15 protein-coding genes are annotated in these 18822 nt (G+C 73.2%); all 15 read left to right on the plus strand.

Going from position 1 to position 18822, the window contains the following annotated elements; translation table 11 throughout:
- Positions 1-287 precede the first annotated feature (287 nt).
- Positions 288-866, plus strand: coding sequence for a DUF4255 domain-containing protein (locus ACTJKJ_RS26465; protein WP_183491854.1), 579 nt, complete (start codon positions 288-290; stop codon positions 864-866).
- Positions 867-883: 17 nt separating this feature from the next.
- Positions 884-1732 carry a hypothetical protein gene (locus ACTJKJ_RS26470; protein WP_440823094.1) on the plus strand — a complete coding sequence of 283 codons (849 nt, stop codon included), beginning with the start codon at positions 884-886 and terminating at the stop codon, positions 1730-1732.
- Between the two features lie 18 nt (positions 1733-1750).
- The gene (locus ACTJKJ_RS26475; RefSeq protein WP_440823096.1) at positions 1751-3370 is read left to right on the plus strand and encodes a phage tail sheath family protein; all 1620 of its coding nucleotides are present in this window, start codon (positions 1751-1753) and stop codon (positions 3368-3370) included.
- Between the two features lie 74 nt (positions 3371-3444).
- Entirely contained in the window at positions 3445-3903 is a 459-nt protein-coding gene (locus tag ACTJKJ_RS26480) for a phage tail protein (protein ID WP_091734226.1), read from the plus strand.
- A gap of 11 nt (positions 3904-3914) precedes the next feature.
- A complete protein-coding gene (locus ACTJKJ_RS26485; RefSeq protein WP_440823098.1) occupies positions 3915-4427 on the plus strand; it encodes a phage tail protein in 513 nt (170 codons plus the stop codon).
- A gap of 51 nt (positions 4428-4478) precedes the next feature.
- Positions 4479-4646 carry a DUF5908 family protein gene (locus tag ACTJKJ_RS26490; RefSeq protein WP_183479998.1) on the plus strand — a complete coding sequence of 56 codons (168 nt, stop codon included), beginning with the start codon at positions 4479-4481 and terminating at the stop codon, positions 4644-4646.
- 1 nt (position 4647) lies between these two features.
- A complete protein-coding gene (locus tag ACTJKJ_RS26495; RefSeq protein WP_183480000.1) occupies positions 4648-5385 on the plus strand; it encodes a CIS tube protein in 738 nt (245 codons plus the stop codon).
- Between the two features lies 1 nt (position 5386).
- Entirely contained in the window at positions 5387-7180 is a 1794-nt protein-coding gene (vgrG, locus tag ACTJKJ_RS26500; RefSeq protein WP_440823101.1) for a type VI secretion system tip protein VgrG, read from the plus strand.
- A 13-nt stretch (positions 7181-7193) separates the two neighbouring features.
- Complete coding sequence (locus ACTJKJ_RS26505; protein ID WP_099864373.1) at positions 7194-7493, plus strand: PAAR domain-containing protein; 300 nt, start codon at positions 7194-7196, stop codon at positions 7491-7493.
- Between the two features lie 70 nt (positions 7494-7563).
- Entirely contained in the window at positions 7564-7989 is a 426-nt protein-coding gene (locus ACTJKJ_RS26510) for a GPW/gp25 family protein (RefSeq protein ID WP_091734236.1), read from the plus strand.
- Entirely contained in the window at positions 7986-11915 is a 3930-nt protein-coding gene (locus ACTJKJ_RS26515; RefSeq protein WP_440823104.1) for a hypothetical protein, read from the plus strand. Before ACTJKJ_RS26510 ends, ACTJKJ_RS26515 begins: the two co-directional genes overlap by 4 nt.
- Entirely contained in the window at positions 11912-12712 is an 801-nt protein-coding gene (locus tag ACTJKJ_RS26520; RefSeq protein WP_440823106.1) for a hypothetical protein, read from the plus strand. The genes ACTJKJ_RS26515 and ACTJKJ_RS26520 overlap by 4 nt, the downstream gene beginning before the upstream one ends.
- Positions 12709-15444 (plus strand): hypothetical protein, encoded by a 2736-nt coding sequence (locus ACTJKJ_RS26525; protein ID WP_440823107.1) that lies wholly within the window; start codon positions 12709-12711, stop codon positions 15442-15444. The genes ACTJKJ_RS26520 and ACTJKJ_RS26525 overlap by 4 nt, the downstream gene beginning before the upstream one ends.
- Positions 15437-17395, plus strand: coding sequence for a contractile injection system tape measure protein (locus tag ACTJKJ_RS26530; RefSeq protein WP_440823109.1), 1959 nt, complete (start codon positions 15437-15439; stop codon positions 17393-17395). Before ACTJKJ_RS26525 ends, ACTJKJ_RS26530 begins: the two co-directional genes overlap by 8 nt.
- Complete coding sequence (locus ACTJKJ_RS26535) at positions 17379-18818, plus strand: ATP-binding protein (RefSeq protein ID WP_440823111.1); 1440 nt, start codon at positions 17379-17381, stop codon at positions 18816-18818. Before ACTJKJ_RS26530 ends, ACTJKJ_RS26535 begins: the two co-directional genes overlap by 17 nt.
- The last annotated feature ends 4 nt before the right edge of the window (positions 18819-18822 follow it).

The following is an 18822-nucleotide window of genomic DNA, read 5'->3' on the forward strand; positions in this document are numbered from 1 at the left end:
TCCTGTCCATGGTGATTGCTCCCTGCGACACGCCTCTGCGGGCGTGTGATGGCGCGGAGTCTAGGAGCGCCGGCCGCGCGCGTCAGCCCCTGCGCCCCGGCAGGGTTGACAGCTTGACAGCCGCGCCCGCATCGACATGCGCAACACCGAGGCGGATCTCGGCAATCGGGACGGCCAACATCCGCATCCGCCGGATGGGCCGCGGCGGGGCGCGCTCCTATCGTTCATCCCATCGACCCTCCGGCGCCTCGCGGCGTCCGAACCTCCCACCCGCCCTCGGCCCCACCATGATCGACGCCGTCCTCCTCCACCTCGCCGGCCACCTCAACGCCGTGCTGCGCCGCTCGCACCAGTCGGCGGAGGACCTGGTCGCGGTGACCGCGCTGCACGAGGCCGACGGCGGACCGGCGGCCGGCGCCTCGCACCGGCTCGCGGCCTTCCTGGTGAACCTGGAACGCGACCCGGTCGCCAGCCTGCCGGCCCAGGCCCTGGGCAGCGGCGAGCGCCTGGCCCGCTCCGCCCCGCCGGTGCAGCTGAACCTGCTGGTGATGTTCGCCGCCAACTACGGCGGCACCACCTACCCGGAAGCGCTCAAGCTCATCGCCAGCACCATCGCCTGCTTCCAGGCCACGCCGGTGCTGGACACGCAGAACTCGCCCGGCATGGATCCGCGCCTGGACAAGCTCACGCTGTCGATCGAGCCGCTGAACCTGAACGAGATGGCGACGCTGTGGGGCGTGCTCGGCGGGCGCTACCTGCCCTCGGTGCTGTACCGGGTGCGCCTGCTCACCATCGACGCCCGCCAGTCCGATGCCCAGCTGCCGTCGGTGCGCACGCCGGGCGTGGGCGTCGGCGCCCGCGGCTGACCGTCAAGGAGCACCTCATGGGCCCCTACCTCCCCCTGCTGCGCATCGACGTCGAGCACGGCTATTACGCCGACGGACGCTGCCGCGGCCTGCGCTTCGTCCCCGCCGGCACCACCGCCGAGCGGCTGCGCCGCGCCGACGCGCTGGTGCGGGCCGACGGCGGCACGCTGCTGGTGCACGGCCCGGCCGAGGCGATCGAGCGACTGCGTGCCGACACCGATCCCGACGACGGCGAGGCCGCACTGGACTGGCTGGTGCATGCGACCGACGACGACTTCGCCTGCGGCACCGAGGACCCCGCCGACCGGCCGCGCGAGCTGCTGTGGGTCGCGCCCGGAGCTCCGAGCGACGACGACGCGACGCTCGTCGCCACGCCCAAGGCGCTGGACGCGCCCGAGGTGACGGCGCTGCTCGCGCCGGGCGACCGCTGGCTGCCGCCCTTCGCGCTGCTGCACCTGCCGCTGCCCAGCCTGCCGGCGCATGGCCCGGCCGACAACGCCACCGCCTGGCCGGTGCATCGCCGCTGGCCGCTGGCGCCGCGCGCCACCGTCTGGAAGTACTGCCTGTTCGGCGACTGGCCGGAACCGGCGCTCGCCGTCGTCGACCTGGCCGGCGAGACCGAGTTCAGCGCGCCCGCCCCGGACCGCCTGGACAACGGCACGCCGATGCTGGCCATCCGTTCCCGCGTCCGGCTGCCGCTGGCCCAGCGCTCGCCGCGACGTTTCCAGCTGCGCAGCCGTCCCGACGGCGCCGGCAGTCCCAAGGTGCTGATCCGCCGTCTGCCCACCGCGGCGGCGCAACTGCTCGCCCGCGAAACGATCGACGGCCTACCGACGATCGTCTCCGAGATCCACGTGCATCGATAACCCGCAGAGGAGGCCGCCATGGCTATGAAGACACCCGGTGTCTATATCGTCGAGAAGAATGCGTTTCCCAACTCGATCGTCGAGGTGGCCACCGCGGTGCCGGCCTTCGTCGGCTACACGCGTCGCGCCGAGAACGGCGGCAAGTCGCTGCTCAACAAGCCATGGCGCATCAGCTCCATGGCGGAGTACCACACCTACTTCGGCCACGGGCCCGATCCGCGCCTGACCATCACCGAGGCGCCCGCCCCCGCCCCGTCCGACTTCCGCGCCGACGGCAAGGACTACGCGCTGACGCAGGCCGACGGCGCCGACGGCGGCCGCTTCCTGCTGTACCGCGCGATGGTGCACTTCTTCCAGAACGGCGGCGGCCCCTGCTACATCGTGTCGGTCGGTGGCTACGGCGGCCAGGTCGAGGCGCCCGCGCTGGCCGGCGGCATCGAGGCCCTGATCAAGGAACAGGAACCGACGATGCTGGTCATCCCCGACGCGGTGCTGCTGCCGCGCGCCGACTGCGTCTCGGTGCAGCAGGCGATGCTGCAGCACTGCGGCGGCAAGATGCGCAACCGCATCGCGATCCTGGATGTCTGGGGCGGCTACCTGGACCGCAAGGACCCGTCCGGCGATCCGGTCGAGGCCTTCCGCAACGACCTGGGCGTCAACTACCTGGACTTCGCCGCGGCCTATTACCCGTGGGTCAACACCACGGCGGTCCAGGACAAGGACCTGGACTACACCCGCATCGCCAATCCGGCACTGCTGGCCACGCTGCTGCGCGCCGAGCTGTCGCTGCCCGAGACCGTCGATCCCAGAACCACGCCGCCGCGCATCGCGCAGCAGGCCCAGGCGGTGGCCGACATCCTCAAGACCGACGACGACTGGACCCAGTACGTCACCGGCCTGGTCAACGCCTCGACCAAGACCGACGAGGAGAAGCAGAAGGCGCTCACGCCGGCCGCGCTGGCGGTCGCGGTGGAGACGCACAAGTCGCTGCTGCACAAGAGCCTGGTGTCGATGAGCCCGCTCTACAACGCGGTGATGACCGAGGCGCGCAACCGGCTCAACCTGCTGCCGCCCTCGGCCGCGATGGCCGGCGTCTACACCATGGTCGACAACAGCCGCGGCGTCTGGAAGGCGCCGGCCAACGTCAGCCTCAACGGCGTGGTGTCGCCGCAGGTGTCGATCTCGCACGAGGACCAGGAGGACCTGAACGTCACCACGCAGGGCAAGTCGATCAACGCGATCCGCTCCTTCATCGGCGAGGGCGTGCTCGTCTGGGGCGCTCGCACGCTGGACGGCAACAGCCTGGACTGGCGCTACATCAACGTGCGCCGCACGATGATCATGCTGGAGGAGTCCTGCCGCCTGGCGGCCAAGGCCATGGTCTTCGAGCCCAACGTGGCCAACACCTGGGTGACCATCAAAAGCATGATCGCCAGCTTCCTCACCGGCATCTGGAAGCGCGGCGGCCTGGCCGGCGCGGTCCCCGACGACGCCTTCAGCGTGCACGTCGGCCTGGGCGAGACGATGACGCCCGAGGACATCCTCGAAGGCGTCCTGCGCGTGACCGTGCTGGTGGCCATCAGCCGCCCGGCCGAGTTCATCGAGATCACCTTCCAGCAGCAGATGCAGAAGTCGTGAGGCCGGTCCGGCCCGCGGCCGGCATCCCGACCCACGACCCCGATTTCCATCCATAACCCTCGCGGAGGCAGGCAATGGCAGACGACGGATCAGCGCAATCGACCACGGTGTGGCCGCTCCCCAAGTTCCGCTTCGAAGTGAAGTGGGACTCGGCGGTGATGTCCTTCCAGGAAGTGTCCGGCCTGGACGTGGAAGCGCAGCCCATCGAGTACCGGCACGGGGACAGCCCCGCGTTCTCGGTGCTCAAGATGCCGGGCATGAAGAAGTACAGCGACGTCACGATGAAGAAGGGCGTCTTCAAGGGTGACAACAAGTTCTGGGACTGGTTCAACGAGATCAAGATGAACACCATCAAGCGCAAGCCGGTGACCATCAGTCTCCTGGACGAAGCCGGCAAGCCGACCATGGTCTGGACCCTGGCCAACGCCTGGCCGACCAAGATCACCAGCACCGACCTGAAGTCCACCGGCAACGAGGTGGCGATCGAGACCATCGTCATCGCGCACGAAGGCCTCACCATCGCCAACGCCTGATGCCGCCGCCCGTGCCACATTCCGCGTCGGCCCCGGCCCCGGGCCCGGCCCGGGCACCGGACGCGCTGCGGGCGCAGCTGCTGTATCCGCCGCCGGCCTTTCACTTCGCGGTGACCTTCGGGTCGAACGCGAAGGACCGCGACGGCGCCTTCCGCGAGGTCACCGGGCTCGGCCCGGAGCTGGAGACCGAGACGGTGGTCGAAGGCGGCCAGAACGCCTTCGTGCACCTGCTGCCCAAGGCCGCGAAGCATCCCAAGCTGGTGCTCTCGCGCGGCATCGCGACCATGGAGTCGCGGCTGCTGCTGTGGTGCCAGGCGGTGCTGGAGGGCGGCTTCGCGCAGCCCATCGCGACGCAGCAGCTGCATGTCTTCCTGCTCGACGGCGATGGCGCCCCGCTGCGGGTCTGGGCGGTGAGCAACGCGTATCCGGTGAAGTGGTCGGTCGAGGCCTTCCAGGCCACGCGCAACGAGGTCGCCATCGAGCGCATCGAGCTGGCCTACGCGGGATCGAGCCGGCTGGTGTGAGCGTCGCGGAAGACAAGGACCAGGACGGGACCAGGACCGAGGACGACGAGCATGAGCATCGAAGTGAGACAACTGCTGATCCGCTCCCAGGTGACGCCCGCGCCGGCCCCGCCGGCGCCCGCCCTGGCGCAGCGCGAGCTGCTGCGGCTGCGCGAGCAGCTGCTGGCCGAATGCCGCGCCTGGCTGGCCGACCGGCTGCACGCGCAGCGGGAGCGCTGAGATGCCGGCCTCGTCCTCCTCCCCCTCCGCCTCGGGCGGCGGCGCCGACGGCGCCTCCACCGAGCTCACCCGGCTGCTGCTCACCCGCTACAGCCTGAGCCGCACCGGCACGGTCCAGCTGGACAAGGCCACCAGCTTCCAGGCGCAGATCAACCCGGCCGAGTTCAGCCACAGCTTCGGCATCCGCTACGACAAGACCAAGGCGCAGGGCTCGTCCGGCGTCGAGCCGAAGTTCAGCACGATGGACGACGAGCGCGTCGCCTTCAACATCGTGCTGGACGGCACCGGCGTCGTGCCGCCGGTGCCCGGCCAGCCGCCCGACGTGAAGGGCCAGCTGGCGCAGCTGAGCAAGGTGGTCTACGAATACGTGGACCTGCGCAGCGAGCCGCCCTACGTGCGGGTGCTGTGGGGCACGCTGATCTTCTTCGGCCGGCTGGAATCGCTGAAGGCGCAGTACACCCTGTTCAAGCCCGGCGGCGACCCGCTGCGGGCCAAGGTGGACCTGAGCTTCGTCGGCGCGATGAGCAAGGAGGAGGAACGCCGCGTCACCCAGCGCGCCAGCACCTCCGAGCAGACGCGCACCGTGCGGATGTACGGCAACGAATCGATCGGCCAGGTCTGCGAGCGCATCTACGGCGATCCCTCGGTCTTCATGAAGGTCGCCCGCTTCAACGGCCTGACCGACTTCCGCAACATCCCGCCGGGCACCGTGCTGCGGTTCCCGCCGATGGAGAAGTGACATGCCCGGCGTCTCCCCCAACCAGGACACCGTCGGCGTCGTCACCCTGGCCGTGCTCGCGGACGGGCAGCGGCTGGAGGCCAGCGCCGACCTGATGTCCGTGACCATCCGGCGCGCGGCCAACACCGTGCCTTCGGCGCGGCTGGTGTTCAACGACGGCGACATGCCGGACCGCGACTTCCCGCTCAGCGACTCCGCGCACTTCAAGCCCGGCGCCCGGCTGACGATCCGGGCCGGCTACGGCCAGCAGGAGGACACGATCTTCGAAGGCCTGGTCGTGCGCCACGGGCTGCGCGTGCAGGGCGACAACGACGCGCGCCTGGTCGTGGACTGCCGCGACGCGGCGGTGAAGATGACCATCGGCCGCCGCAACGCCAACTACATCGACCAGCTCGACAGCGACATCATGAGCACGCTGGCCGGCGCGCACGGGCTGTCGGCGCAGGTCGACGCCACCACCGTCACCCATCCGGAGCTGGTCCAGCACTTCTGCAGCGACTGGGACTTCCTGCTGACGCGGGCCGACGCCAACGGCCTGCTGGTGATCGCGACCGACGGCGCGCTGGCGGTGACCGCGCCCGCGGCCGAGGGCGAACCGGCCCTGGCGGTCACCTATGGCATGGACCTGATCGACTTCGAGGGCGACGTCGACGCGCGCCACCAGTACGGCAGCGCGATGGCGGTCTCCTGGGACCCGAAGGCGCAGGCCGCGCTCGAAGGCAGCGCCGCCGATCCGGCCGCGCTGCCCGCGCAGGGCGACCTGGACAGCGCGACGCTGTCGGCCGTCGTCGGCCTGGAGAGCTTCCGGCTGCAGGCCGGCGCGCCGCAGTCCAAGGACATGCTGACCCAGTGGGCCAAGGCGCAGCAGGTCAAGTCCGGCCTGGCGCGGATGCGCGGCCACTTGAAGTTCCAGGGCAGCGCCAAGGCGCGCGTCGGCGGGCTGATCGCGCTGCAGGGCGTTGGCGCCCGCTTCAGCGGCACCGTCTTCGTCACCGGGCTGCGCCACCACATCGAGGACGGCGCCTGGACCACCGAGGCCGAGTTCGGCCTCGATCCCGACTGGTTCAGCGCGCGGCCCGACGTGCCGGCGCAGCCGGCGGCGGGCCTGCTGCCGCCGGTGCCCGGCCTGCAGGTCGGCGTGGTGCTCAAGCTCGACGGCGACCCCACCGGCGAGCCCCGCATCCAGGTCAAGGTGCCGGTGCTACAGGCCGAGACCGAGGGCGTCTGGGCCCGGCTGCTGCAGGGCCACGCGAGCAGCGGCTTCGGCGCCTTCTTCCTGCCCGAGGTCGGCGACGAGGTGGTGCTGGGCTACTTCGCCGGCGACCCCTCGCACCCGGTCGTGCTGGGCAGCCTCTACAGCAGCGGCCGCACGCCGCCCTACGCGCTGGCCGCGCCCAACGACACCAAGGCCTTCGTCACGCGCTGCGGCCACAAGCTCGAGTTCGACGAGAAGGACCAGGTCATCACCGTCGCCACGCCGGCCAACAACCGCATCGTGCTCAGCGACAAGGACAAGTCCATCCGGCTCGAGGACCAGAACGGCAACACCGTCGAGCTCAAGCCCGGCGGCATCGCGCTGGACAGCCCCAAGGACATCACCGTCACCGCGCAGGGCCGCATCGCGCTGGACGCGGTCGGCGCGGTGAGCATCAGCTCGCAGGCCGACGTCCAGGCCACCGGCCTGAACGTCAACTGCGAGGCCCGGATCGGCTTCACCGCCAAGGGCAATGCCGCCGCGGAGCTCTCGGCCTCGGGCCAGACCGTGGTCAAGGGCGCGATGGTCATGATCAATTGAGCAAGGAGCTGCCATGCCCCCCGCCGCCCGACTCACCGATCTGCATGTCTGCCCCATGGTCACGCCGGGGCTGCCGCCGGTGCCGCATGTCGGCGGACCGGTCATCGGCCCGGGCGTGCCCACCGTGCTGATCGGCCTGCTGCCCGCCGCGGTGCAGGGCGACAACGCGACCTGCGTCGGGCCGCCCGACGCGATCGTGATGGGCTCCACCACGGTGCTCATCGGTGGCCGGCCGGCGGCGCGCGTCGGCGATGCCACCGCGCACGGCGGCAACGTCGCGCTCGGCCTGCCGACGGTGCTGATCGGCGGCTGACGCGCCGCCAACGACGCCCTCGACGCCCCTTCATCGCCCCGTAACCGCCCCACCCCTCACGGACCTCGACATGGACGGCGAACTCGACTTCCTCGGCACCGGCTGGGCCTTCCCGCCGGCCTTCGACCGGCGCACCCGCGGCGCGGTGATGGTCTCCGGCGTGGCCGACGTCGAGGAGAGCCTGCGCATCCTGCTGACCACCACGCCCGGCGAGCGCGTCATGCATCCGAGCTACGGCTGCGGCCTGCGGCGCATGGTCTTCGAGACGATGAACGACAGCACGCTCACCGAGATCCGCAGCCTGATCGAGAAGGCCATCCTGTTCTTCGAGGCCCGCATCGCGCTGAACGCGGTCGACATCGACACCTCGGGCCTGTACGACGGCGTGCTGCGCATCCGGCTGGACTACACGCTGCGCAGCAGCAACAGCCGCCACAACCTCGTGTTCCCGCTCTACCTGCGCGAGGGCGAGGTGCTGGGGAGCGAACCCGCATGACGACCGGCACCGAACAGCGCGAGCGTTTCCCGATGGCCCTGGAGCCCGGCTACTTCCGGCCGGACGACCTGAGCTTCGAGCAGCGCGTGGACATGATGGCGCGGCTCGCGGAGCAACTGCGCTTCATCGACCTCGACGACCAGGAGGACGGCGACTGGCGCGGGCTCTTCGCCACCGACCCGACGCTGGTGATGGCGGGCGTCGCGGCGCTCGATCCCTGGCCGCTGCAGCAGCAGTTCGGACGCGACGCGGACTCGGCGCCGCTGGAGTCGCTGGCGCGCCAGGTGCTGGGCCTGGCGGCGCGGCTGGACCACTGGTGGCGCGCGCTGGCCGGCATCCATGACGACGCGCCGCGCGTGCTGCGCGAGCGCATCCAGCAGCTGGTGGAGCAGCAGCTCGCTGCCGATCTGCGCTGGGTGGAACGTCGCTTCCTGCGGCGCGGCGACGAGGCGGCCGCGAGCCGGCCGACCGGGCCGGTGGAGCGCGACCTCTCGCGGATGTGGCATCGCACGATCGGCGAGGAGCCGGCGGCCGATGCCGCCGCCGAGCGCGAGGACCGCGAGCGGCTGCGGGAGCGCTTCTTCGCCTTCCTCAGCGCGGTCGAGGAGGTCCGGCGGCTGGCGCGCGAGCTGCTGCCCGACAGCATGGCCACCGCCAACCACGAGCCGGCGGCGGCGCTGCTGATCGCCTTCCTGAAGGTCTGCGAGACCGCGCAGCGCGAGGTCAACCGCCTGCCGGCGCGCCACACCGCCTTCTACTACCGCGATTGCCTGGGCTTCGGCCCGGCGCCGGCGCACGCCGACCGCGTCCACCTGGCCTGCCAGCGCGACCCGCGCGCGCCGGGCGACCTGACGCTGCCCACCGGCACCGCCTTCGAGGCCGGCAAGGATGCCGCGGGCCGGCCGGTGCGTTTCGTCAGCGAGGCGCCGATCGCCGTCACCGACACGCGGGTGGCCGCGCTGTGCACGCTGCGGCTGGAGCGGGATCCGCTGATCGCGCCGGAGCGCGACCTCCATTACGTCACCCGCGCGAAGGTGGCGCGTCCGGTCGCGGACGGCCGCACCGTCTGGCCGCTCTTCGGCGCCGCCGGCGGCGCGGGCGCGGAGGACGCGCGCATCGGGCTGGCGGTGGCGTCGCCGCTGCTGGCGCTGCGCGAGGGCGATCGCGAGATCCGCGTGATCCTGCGCCAGACCTCCTCCGGCGCCGCGCCGGACCTGCGCGGCCTGCGCGACGCGGCGCTGCGGGCCGAGTCGGCGTCGGCCTTCCGCGACGCCTTCGGCGACCTGCTGCCGCAATGGCTGCTGGCCGACGGCGCGGACAGCCCGGCGGCCAGCGCGAGCAGCGCGAGCGCCACGACCGGTACGGGCGTGAGCGGCATCGAGATGGACGTCGACGACCTGTCGGAGGCCGACTGGACTGCGCTGCGCCATACCGCGCATCGCCTGACCGGCAACGGCCTGCCGGCGCTGTTCAACGGTCCCGGCCGGCCTCATCGCGCGCTGGTCTTCGACCGGCTGCTGCAGGGCGCCTTCCGCGTCAGCCTGAGCACGCCGTCGGGCTGGCACGCCGTCGAGGCGCGGCTCGAACGCGCCGCCGGCGCCGGCCTGTCGCTGTTCATCCGGCTGCGCGCCGACGCGCCGCCGGTGACCGGCTGCGACCCGGTGGTGCATGGCGCCGAATGGCCCACGCGGCTGCCGGTGCTGCGCCTGGAGCTGGCCACGCAGGCGCGGCTCTATCCCTACTCGCTGCTGGCCCGGCTGCCGCTGGCCGAGGTCGACCTGCGGGTGAAGGCGCGCGGCGTGCGCGACGTGCGGCTGGCCAACAACCTCGGCCGGCTGGATCCCTCGAAGGCCTTCGCGCCCTTCGGCCCGCTGCCGGGCCTGTCGTCCTACCTGGTCGTCGGCTCGCCCGAGGCCGCGCGCAAGACCCTGGACCACCTCTCGCTGGACCTCGAATGGGGCGGCCTGCCCAACGAGCCGGGCGGTTTCGACACCCACTACGCCGGCTACGCCGGCCCGGCCGGCAAGGAGCTGCGGCAGGGCCAGTTCAGCGTCGAGATCGCCTGGCTGCGCGACGGCCAGTGGCAGGACTGCGCCAACCGCTCCGCCCGGCAGCCGCTGTTCGCCGGCACCAATGCCGCCGGCGAGCTGATCGCGACGCAGCACATCGAGCTCGATCCGGGCTCGGTGCGCAAGCTCAGCCGCGCCACCGAGGAGGACTGGTCGACGATGGCGATGCCGCGCAACGGCCTGTGCCGGCTGCAGCTCAGCGGCCCGCGCGCCGCCTTCGGGCACACCGCCTACCCGATCGAGCTCGGCGCGACGGTGGCCGCCAACGCGCGCACGCGCCGGCCGCGTCCGCTGCCGAACCCGCCCTACACGCCGGTGATCGAGCGGCTCTCGCTGAACTACGAGGCGGCCAGCGTCATCGCACTGGACCGCGACGACGACCCGCCCGAGGGCATCGACGGCGAGCGCCTCTTCCACCTGCATCCCTTCGGCCTGCAGACGCTGCTCTCGGCCGTCTCCGGCGGCGGACACGGGCTGCTGCCGCGGCTGGGCGCCGACGGCAACCTCTACCTCGGACTGAGCGGCTCGGACCCGGGCGGCGTGCTGACGCTGCTGTTCCAGCTGCGCGAGTCCTCCGCGCGCGGCCCCCTCAACGGCGCCCGTCCGCGCGCGCTGCAGTGGTGGACGCTGGCCGACGACGACTGGCGCCCGCTGCCACCGACCCGCGTGCTGGGCGACACCACGCACGGCGGCCTGACCTCCGGCATCGTCACGCTGGACCTGCCGCGCGACATGAGCACCACCCACACCGTGATGCCGGCCGGGCTGTACTGGCTGCGGCTCTCGGCGACGAGCGACTTCGACGGCTTCGGCGGCCTGGTCTCGGTGCGCACGCAGGGCCTGCGCCTGCGTCGCGAGCTGCCCGACGACGCGGGCGCCCCGCCGCGCGCCACCGGCGCGCCGGCCGCGCCGCCGCAGCCGCTGGTGGACGGCGTCATCACCCGCCCCACCGCGACGCTGGCGGGGCTGGCGTCGGTCGCGCAGGTGGGGCGCTCCTTCGGGCTGCGCGCCGCGGAGGACGAGCGCGCGCTGATCACCCGCGCCGGCGAGCGCCTGCAGCACAAGGGTCGCGCCTCGCTGGGCTGGGACGTCGAGCGACTGCTGCTGGCGCGCTTCCCCGAGGTGCTCAAGGTCCGCTGCCTGCCGGCCCAGGACGGCAGTGGCGGCGTCACGGCGGTGGTCCTCCCGACGCTGCCGCGCAACCTGCCCGCCCTCGCCTGCGCGGCGCCGCGCTTCAACGCGATCGAGCTGGCCCGCATGGCCAGCGCGCTGCGCGAGATCGGCTCGCCCTTCTCGCGCTTCCAGGTGCGCAACCCGGCCTACGACCGGCTGCAGTTGCGCGCCACCATCGGCCTGGCGCGCGGCGCGCACGAAGGCGCCACGCTGCGCCGCGTGAACCAGGAGATCGTCGAGTTCCTCTCGCCCTGGTTCGACGACGGCTACGGGCCGCGCTTCGACTGGCTGGTGCGCAGCGAGGACCTGGAGGCGCGGCTGCGCGGGCTGGAGGGCGTGAGCTTCGTGACGCGGCTGTCGCTGATCACCGTGGCCTGCGACGACCACGGCGTCTACACGCTGGCCGACACCGCGCGCGCGGCGCTGGGCGCCGACCAGCCCGACGGGCCGCCGGCCATCGGCGCGGCCCATGCGCACGCGCGGCTGCCGTGGAGCATCGCGCTGCCGATGCCGCAGCACATCCTCACCGCGGTCGACCGCTTTCCGCAGACGGTGGCGCCCAGCGCCACCGGCGTGGACCGGCTGGCGGTCGGCAGCACCTTCGTCATCGGCGGACCGGCCGGACAGGACGCCTCGGGCGTTCCGGCCGGCCCCGCCTTCGTGATCGGCAGGGGCGCGCCATGACGACCCGCAACCGCGACACGCTGAAGCAGTTCTTCCAGGAGGGCCGGCTGCCCACCAGCGACCACTTCGGCGACCTCATCGACTCGATGCTCAACATGAGCGACGAGGGTTTCCGCAAGACGCCGGAGAACGGCCTGGAGGTCTCGGCGCCGGTCAGCCACGACGCGCTGCTGAGCTTCTACCGCGAGCAGAGCGGCCGCGAGGCGATCTGGTCGATGAACTACGGCGGCGACAGCGACCAGCTGATGTTCCATCACGGCGACGCGCGCGCCGCCGCGGCGCAGGCGCCGGTGCTGGCGCTGGACACCGCGGGCCGCGTCGGCATCGGCACGGCGCGGCCGCGCCAGACGCTGGAGGTGGCCGGCGTGGTGGCCTCGTCCGGGCGGCTGGGTGACCTGCGGCGCGCCGACCAGAAGGGCCAGCCGCTCAAGGCCGATGGCGAGTGGCACGACCTGACCGGCCCGCTGGGCGGCTGCCAGGCCTTCGAGGTGATGGCCGGCGTCGGGCAGAAGGACGGCGGCCGCTTCGCGATGCTGCATGCGATCGCGATGAACACCTACAACCCGCTGCCGGGCTGGCTGGAGTTCCTCTCGCCGCGCAAGCGCATCCGCAGCCAGCACGCCTGGTACGGCCGCCGCTGCGACCGGCTGCAGTTGCGCTGGGCCGGCGACCACGGCCGGCGTGCCAGCTACCGGCTGCAGATCCGCACGCAGTGCGACTACGGCGAGGACAAGCTGATCCAGGCCGCGGTGACGCAGCTGTGGTTCGACCCCGAGATGACCGGAGGCACGCCATGAGCAGCGGCGGCGCGATGCGCAAGCACCCGGTCTTCCCGTCCGACCTGCCGGGGCCGGTGGCCAATCCCGCCGTGCCGGAGATGCCGGTCCGGCTGAGCCCGCCGACCGGCGAGGAGCGCGAGCTCGGCTTCGACGGCCTGCGCGCCCGCGGCCTGGAGTGGCTGCAGGCGCTCGGCGGCGGCGTGTGGACCGACCACAACCTCCACGACCCCGGCATCACGCTGCTGGAGCAGCTGTGCTTCGGCCTCACCGACCTGGTCTACCGCGCCGGCTTCCCGGTGGCCGACCACCTGACCGGGCCCGACGGCACGATCGACTACGCCGGCCTGTCGCTGCATCCGCCGGCCGAGGTCTTTCCCTGCCGGCCGACGACGCCGGCGGACCATCGGCGCCACCTGCTCGACGCCGTGCCCGGGCTGGACGACGCGACGCTGATGCCGGACGCGGACAGCGGGATGTACCGGCTGCGGCTGAAGCTGTCGCAGGACGGCGGCGGCGCGCCCGGCGCGGCGCCGTCGCTGGCCGCGGACCGCATCGCGGCGGCGCGCGCGGCCTACTTCGCCCGTCGCAACCTCGGCGAAGACCTGGCGCCGGACATCGTGCGCCTGCGCGACGTGCCCTGCGAGCTGCATGCCGACATCGACATCGCCGGGCCGCGCGACAGCGTGGACATCCTGGCCGAGGTCTACGACCGCTGCGCGCGCCACATCGCGCGGGCGGCCGTCTCGCGCACGCTGGACGAGCTGCTGCGCGAGGGACGGTCGCTGGAGGACATCTACACCGGTCCGGCGCCGCGCCACGGCTTCATCGAGGACGCGCCGCCGTCCGAGGCCGGCCACGCGGCCGAGCGGCTGTTCCTGTCCGACCTCACCGCCGTCGTGCTGGCGGTGCCGGGCGTGGTCGACGCGCGCGTGATCGCACTGCGCGCCGAAGGGCGCGAGGCGATGGCGGGCTCGGTCGAGTGGCGCGGCGAGGACTGGGCGCTGGCGCTGCGGCTGCCCGACCGCGACCAGCCCTCGACGATCACCGTGCGCCGGCGCGGCAATGCGGTGCCGGTGGCCTGGAACGACCTGCGCCGGCGGCTGGAGGACCTGCGCGCCGCCGGCCGCGCGCACCAGGCCCGCGGCCAGGCCGGGCATGCGACGCGCGCGGCGGCGCTGCTGCCGCTGGGCGTGCACCGGCGGCTGGACAGCTACGTGTCGGTGCAGGACCACCTGCCGGCGATCTATGGCCTGGGCCGCTACGGCGTCCCGGCCTCCGCGCCGCCGCAGCGGCAGGCGCGCGCGAAGCAGCTCAAGGCCTACCTGGTGATGCAGGAGCAGGCGATCGCGCAGGGCCTGGCCCAGCTGCAGCACCTGCGGGCGCTGTTCTCGGTGGCGCCGGGCGCGCGCCAGGGGTTGTGGTCGCAGCTGATCGGGCCGGACGCGGTGCCGGCGATCGACCGGCTCTACCGGCAGCCGCCGCAGGCGGTGATGGACACGGTCTACCGGCCCTTCGACCGCTCCGCGAAGCGCAAGAACCGGGCGCTGGACCACCTGCTCGCGCTGCATGGCGAGACCTACACGCAGAACTCGATGCGGCAGTTCCTGGGCCACCTCGGGCCCGAGGAGGCGGAGACGCTGCTGCTCGAGAACAAGGCCACCTGGCTGCGCGACATCGTGACGCTGACGCGCGACCGCGCCGGCGGGTTCGACCCGGGGCGTCCGTCCTGGGACGCGCCGGACAACTGCGGCGGCCTGCAGCGCCGGGCCAGCCTGCTGCTGGGTTTCCGCCTGTGGCACGACCGGCCGCTGACGCGCGTGCTGCGCGAGCAGCGCTTCACGCTCGTCGAGCAGCCGGGGCCGGCGCACCAGCCCTGGCTGCTCGACGCGGACGAGGACGCGGTGCGCCTGGCGCCGGCGGCCGGGCAGGCGGTGCAGCCGGCCGACCGGGCGCAGGTGCTGGCGGACCTGCAGCGCATGCCCTGGCTGCGGCTGCCGCTGCCGACCGGCCTGCTGCGCGCCGGGCAGCACGGCGCGCGCTACCGCCTGTTGCCGGGAACGGGCGGCGGTGTCGACGGTGTCGGCGGCAGCGGCAGCGGCAGCGGCAGCGGCAGCGGCGAGCATGGCCCGCGCCGGCTCGCGCTGGGTCCTGACGAGCACGGCCGCTGGTGGTTGCTGGGCGAGTTTCCGGATGCCGACGCCGCGCGACGCGGCGCGGCGAGCCTGCGCCTGTACCTGCGCCACCTGGACCAGGAAAGCGAAGGCCTGCACGTGGTCGAGCACCTGCTGCTGCGACCGACGCAGCCGGGCGGCCCGGCGCATGCGCGGCTGGACCTGCCGGAGGACTTCCACCGGCTGCGCGTGACGGTGGTGCTGCCCGGCTGGACGCAGCGCTGCTCGCAGCCGGCGTTCCGGAACTTCGCGGAGGAGACCTTGCGCATCAGCTGCCCCGCTCACCTGACGCTGCGCTGCCTGTGGCTGGACGCGGCGCCGATGCAGCGCTTCGAGGAGGCTCATGCCGCCTGGCTGGAGGCGCGCATGGCCTGGGTCGCGTCGCCCGAGGCGGCATCGGCGCAGGCGCTCGCGGACGAAGCGGCCTGCCGCGTGATCGAGTGCCTGCCGCTGTCGCCAGATGAAAAGCCCGCCACCGCGCGCGGCAACGGCAACGGCAACGGGAGTAGCGGCAGCGGCAGCGGCAGCGGCAGCGGCGACAGTGACAGCGACGGTCCGGTGGTGCAAGGCCATGCGTGACTCGCCCGCTACCACCGCGCACCTCGTCGAGCGCCTGACGGTCGACGCCGGCTTCGGCGCGGGCATCGCGCCCGGCGACGCGGAGACCCGCCTGGTCGCCTGCGCCCAGGGACCGCTGCTGCGCGTGATCGACGAGGTCTTCGATGCCTGCTGCCCGCCGGACGAGCAGTGGCGGCTGGATGAACTGGAGATCGACCTGGGCGAGTTGCCCGCCGCCGACTGGGAGGCCGAGGCACCGCGCCTGCTGCGCGAGCGCCTGCGCCGCGTGCTGGAGGAGCTGCGCGCGCCGGGCGGCGTCAGCGCCAGCGGCCGCGCGACCGGTCTGCGGGTCCGCACGCGGCCCCAGGCGCGGCTGGACGCGCTGCTGCACTTCCTGCGCCACGGCCGCCTGCCCTGGCAGGGCCGCGGCGACGACCCCGCCGCGCTGATGCGCGACGCGCTGCGCGAGGACCCGGCCGCCCTCGCCGCGGGACTGCGCGCCGCGCCGGACCGCGCCGCGCTGCTGCGGCGACTGGCCGCGCAATTCGACGAGGACACGCTGGCCGCGCTGGTCCACGCCTGCATGCCCGGCGAGCCCGCCGCCGCGGCGCGGCTGCTGGCCATCGTGGCCCAGGCGCGTCGCGACGGCCGCGCGCCGCGCACGCTCGCCGCGCTGTGGGAATCGGTGCTCGGCCAGGCGATGGACCACGCGGTCGCGCCACGCCCGGCGGCGCTGATGCTGCTGCGGGCCCAACTGCTCGCGGCGCTCGACGCGGACGGCAACGCCACGGCCGGCAGCGATCCGCTGCAGAGCGTCGCCCATGCCTGGGCACCGCTGCTGCGCGAGGACCGGGACTGGCTGCGCGCGACATTGCAGCGCGCGGCTGAGACGGTGACGCTGCGCGAGCGCCTGTCGCAGGCGTTGCCGGAAGCGCTGCTGCCGCGACTGCTCGCTCTGTGGATGACCGAGCCCGAAGTGCGCGCCGTCACCGACTGGATCGCCGCCGTGGCGGCCGGCGACATCGCGGCGATAACTGCGAACGGGAGCTCGCCGAGCGCCTCGATCGCCTTGAGCACGATGGCCGCGAGGACCGCGGCCGGGACGATGGCGGCCGGGGCGACGACGACAGCGACCGCCACGGCGACGGTCGTCGCGGCTCGGCGGCGTCGCCTGTGGCAGGCGACGCTGGGCCACGCCGCCCGGCATTCGTCCGCGAGCTTCGACGCGATCCGCTACGAGACGCAGGTGCGCGAGGACCTGACGCGCCATGCCGGCGCCGGCACCGAGCCGCCGGTGCGCTGGTACGACCGCGTCGTGCGCCAGGCCACCGCGGTGCTCGCCGCGGCACTCGGCGCGCTGCGCCTGCCCTGGCGCAAGGCCGCGCCGCCCGCGGCCACGGCCACGGCCGGTGCGTCCGGGGCGGCGACTCAAGCCGCCTCCCCCCCGACCGCCACCGCCGAGCCGCTGCCGGAAGTGATCGCCGTCGACAACGCCGGACTCGTGCTGCTGTCGCCCTACCTGCCGCGGCTGTTCTCGATGCTGGCGCTGGCCGACGACCGGGCCTTCGCCGGGCCCGAGGCCGCCGCCCGCGCCGCGCTGCTGCTGCAGGCGCTCGCCACCGGCGAGGCCGCGGCGCCCGAGCCGGCGCTGGTGCTCAACAAGCTGCTGTGCGGCGTGCCGCTGGACGCGCCGCTGCCGCGCGAGATCACGCTCACCGAGGCCGAGCGCACGGCGATCGACGGCCTGCTCGGCGCGGTGATCCAGCACTGGCGGATCCTGGGGTCGACCTCGCCGGCCGGGCTGCGCGACACCTTCCTGCGCCGCGCCGCGCGCCTGGAGCGCCGCGACGACGCCTGGCAGCTCGCGGTCGAGCCCGGGCCCTTCGACATGCTGATCGATCAACTGCCATGGGGTTACGCGACGCTGCGGCATCCGTGGATGGAAAGGGTGATTCATGTGGACTGGCGCTGACCCGTCGCCAAGCGCGGCCATCAACGCGCGGGCCCTGGAGGCCGAGCTGCGCTGGCTGGACCGCGCGCTGCAGCTGCGGCTGGCCGGGCATTTCGGCCACGAGGAGGCCGCGGGCGCGACGTTGCTCCCGACCGCCGCGAACGGCGCGACCGGCGCAATCGGAGCGACCGCCACGATGGCGCCCTTGCCCGATCCTCCCGCCCTGCCCCGCGACGGCGCGGCCGACGACCACGACCTCGCGCGCCTGATCCGCCAGGGCGGGCTCGGGCCGGCGGAGCGGCTGGTGCTGGCGCTGGCGCTGGCGCCGCACCTGCGGCCGCAGCTGCTGGACCTGCTGTTCGTCAGCAACCGCAACCTGGACCGCGGCTTCTGCGAATTCGGCGGCTGGAAGGGCCGGCACCACGGCGGATTCCTGCCGACGGTGGAGACGGCGGCCTTCCTGGTCGCCGGCGAGGACCTGGCGCGGCGCTTCGAGCTGCGCCGCATGCTGGACGAGGCCGCGCCGCTGCGCCGGCTCGGCCTGGTGAGGCTGGTGCACGAATCGCCGGGCGAGCCCTGGTACGGCGCGGCGCTGGTGGCCGGCGCCGACACGCTGGACCTGCTGTGCACCGGCGAGGCGCGCAAGCCCGACTACAGCGCGCAGTTCCCCGCCAAGCTGATCGAGACGCGGCTGGACTGGGACGACCTGGTGCTGGACGCCGAGGTGATGGACGAGGTGCAGGCCATCACGACCTGGGCCCGCCACGGCGAGGCGCTGATGCGCGACTGGCGCCTGGAGAAGTCGCTCAAGCCCGGCTACCGCTGCCTGTTCTTCGGGCCGCCCGGCACCGGCAAGACGCTGACGGCGACGCTGATCGGCCGGCAGGTGCAGGCGGACGTCTACCGCATCGACCTGTCGATGGTGGTGTCCAAGTACATCGGCGAGACGGAGAAGAACCTGGCCCAGGTCTTCGACCAGGCGCAGCACCGGCGCTGGATCCTGTTCTTCGACGAGGCCGACGCGCTCTTCGGCAAGCGGACCGCGACCTCCAGCAGCAACGACCGCCACGCCAACCAGGAGGTCTCCTACCTGCTGCAACGGGTGGAGGACTTCCCCGGGACGGTGATCCTGGCCAGCAACCTCAAGGGCAACATCGACGACGCCTTCGCGCGGCGCTTCCAGTCGGCGGTGTACTTCCCGATGCCCGATGCCGAGCAGCGCCTGCGGCTGTGGGAAGGCATGGTGCGGCACACCGGCCGGCTGGACGCCGGGGTGGACCTGCGCGAGCTCGCCGAGCGGCACGAACTGGCCGGCGGCGCGATCGCCAACGTGGTGCGCTTCGGCGCGATCAACGCGATGCAGGCGGGACGCGAACGCATCCTGGCCGCCGACCTGCGCAAGGGCATCGCCAAGGAACTGCGCAAGGAAGGACGCACGGTGTAGCCGC

This window comes from Roseateles sp. 22389 (assembly GCF_052044995.1).
GTDB lineage: Bacteria > Pseudomonadota > Gammaproteobacteria > Burkholderiales > Burkholderiaceae_C > Roseateles.

Coding starts and splice junctions, on each gene's coding strand:
- ACTJKJ_RS26465 (WP_183491854.1), top strand. CDS start 288: ATGATCGACGCCGTCCTCCTCCACCTCGCCGGCCACCTCAACGCCGTG.
- ACTJKJ_RS26470 (WP_440823094.1), top strand. CDS start 884: ATGGGCCCCTACCTCCCCCTGCTGCGCATCGACGTCGAGCACGGCTAT.
- ACTJKJ_RS26475 (WP_440823096.1), top strand. CDS start 1,751: ATGGCTATGAAGACACCCGGTGTCTATATCGTCGAGAAGAATGCGTTT.
- ACTJKJ_RS26480 (WP_091734226.1), top strand. CDS start 3,445: ATGGCAGACGACGGATCAGCGCAATCGACCACGGTGTGGCCGCTCCCC.
- ACTJKJ_RS26490 (WP_183479998.1), top strand. CDS start 4,479: ATGAGCATCGAAGTGAGACAACTGCTGATCCGCTCCCAGGTGACGCCC.
- ACTJKJ_RS26495 (WP_183480000.1), top strand. CDS start 4,648: ATGCCGGCCTCGTCCTCCTCCCCCTCCGCCTCGGGCGGCGGCGCCGAC.
- vgrG (WP_440823101.1), top strand. CDS start 5,387: ATGCCCGGCGTCTCCCCCAACCAGGACACCGTCGGCGTCGTCACCCTG.
- ACTJKJ_RS26505 (WP_099864373.1), top strand. CDS start 7,194: ATGCCCCCCGCCGCCCGACTCACCGATCTGCATGTCTGCCCCATGGTC.
- ACTJKJ_RS26510 (WP_091734236.1), top strand. CDS start 7,564: ATGGACGGCGAACTCGACTTCCTCGGCACCGGCTGGGCCTTCCCGCCG.
- ACTJKJ_RS26515 (WP_440823104.1), top strand. CDS start 7,986: ATGACGACCGGCACCGAACAGCGCGAGCGTTTCCCGATGGCCCTGGAG.
- ACTJKJ_RS26520 (WP_440823106.1), top strand. CDS start 11,912: ATGACGACCCGCAACCGCGACACGCTGAAGCAGTTCTTCCAGGAGGGC.
- ACTJKJ_RS26525 (WP_440823107.1), top strand. CDS start 12,709: ATGAGCAGCGGCGGCGCGATGCGCAAGCACCCGGTCTTCCCGTCCGAC.
- ACTJKJ_RS26530 (WP_440823109.1), top strand. CDS start 15,437: ATGCGTGACTCGCCCGCTACCACCGCGCACCTCGTCGAGCGCCTGACG.
- ACTJKJ_RS26535 (WP_440823111.1), top strand. CDS start 17,379: ATGTGGACTGGCGCTGACCCGTCGCCAAGCGCGGCCATCAACGCGCGG.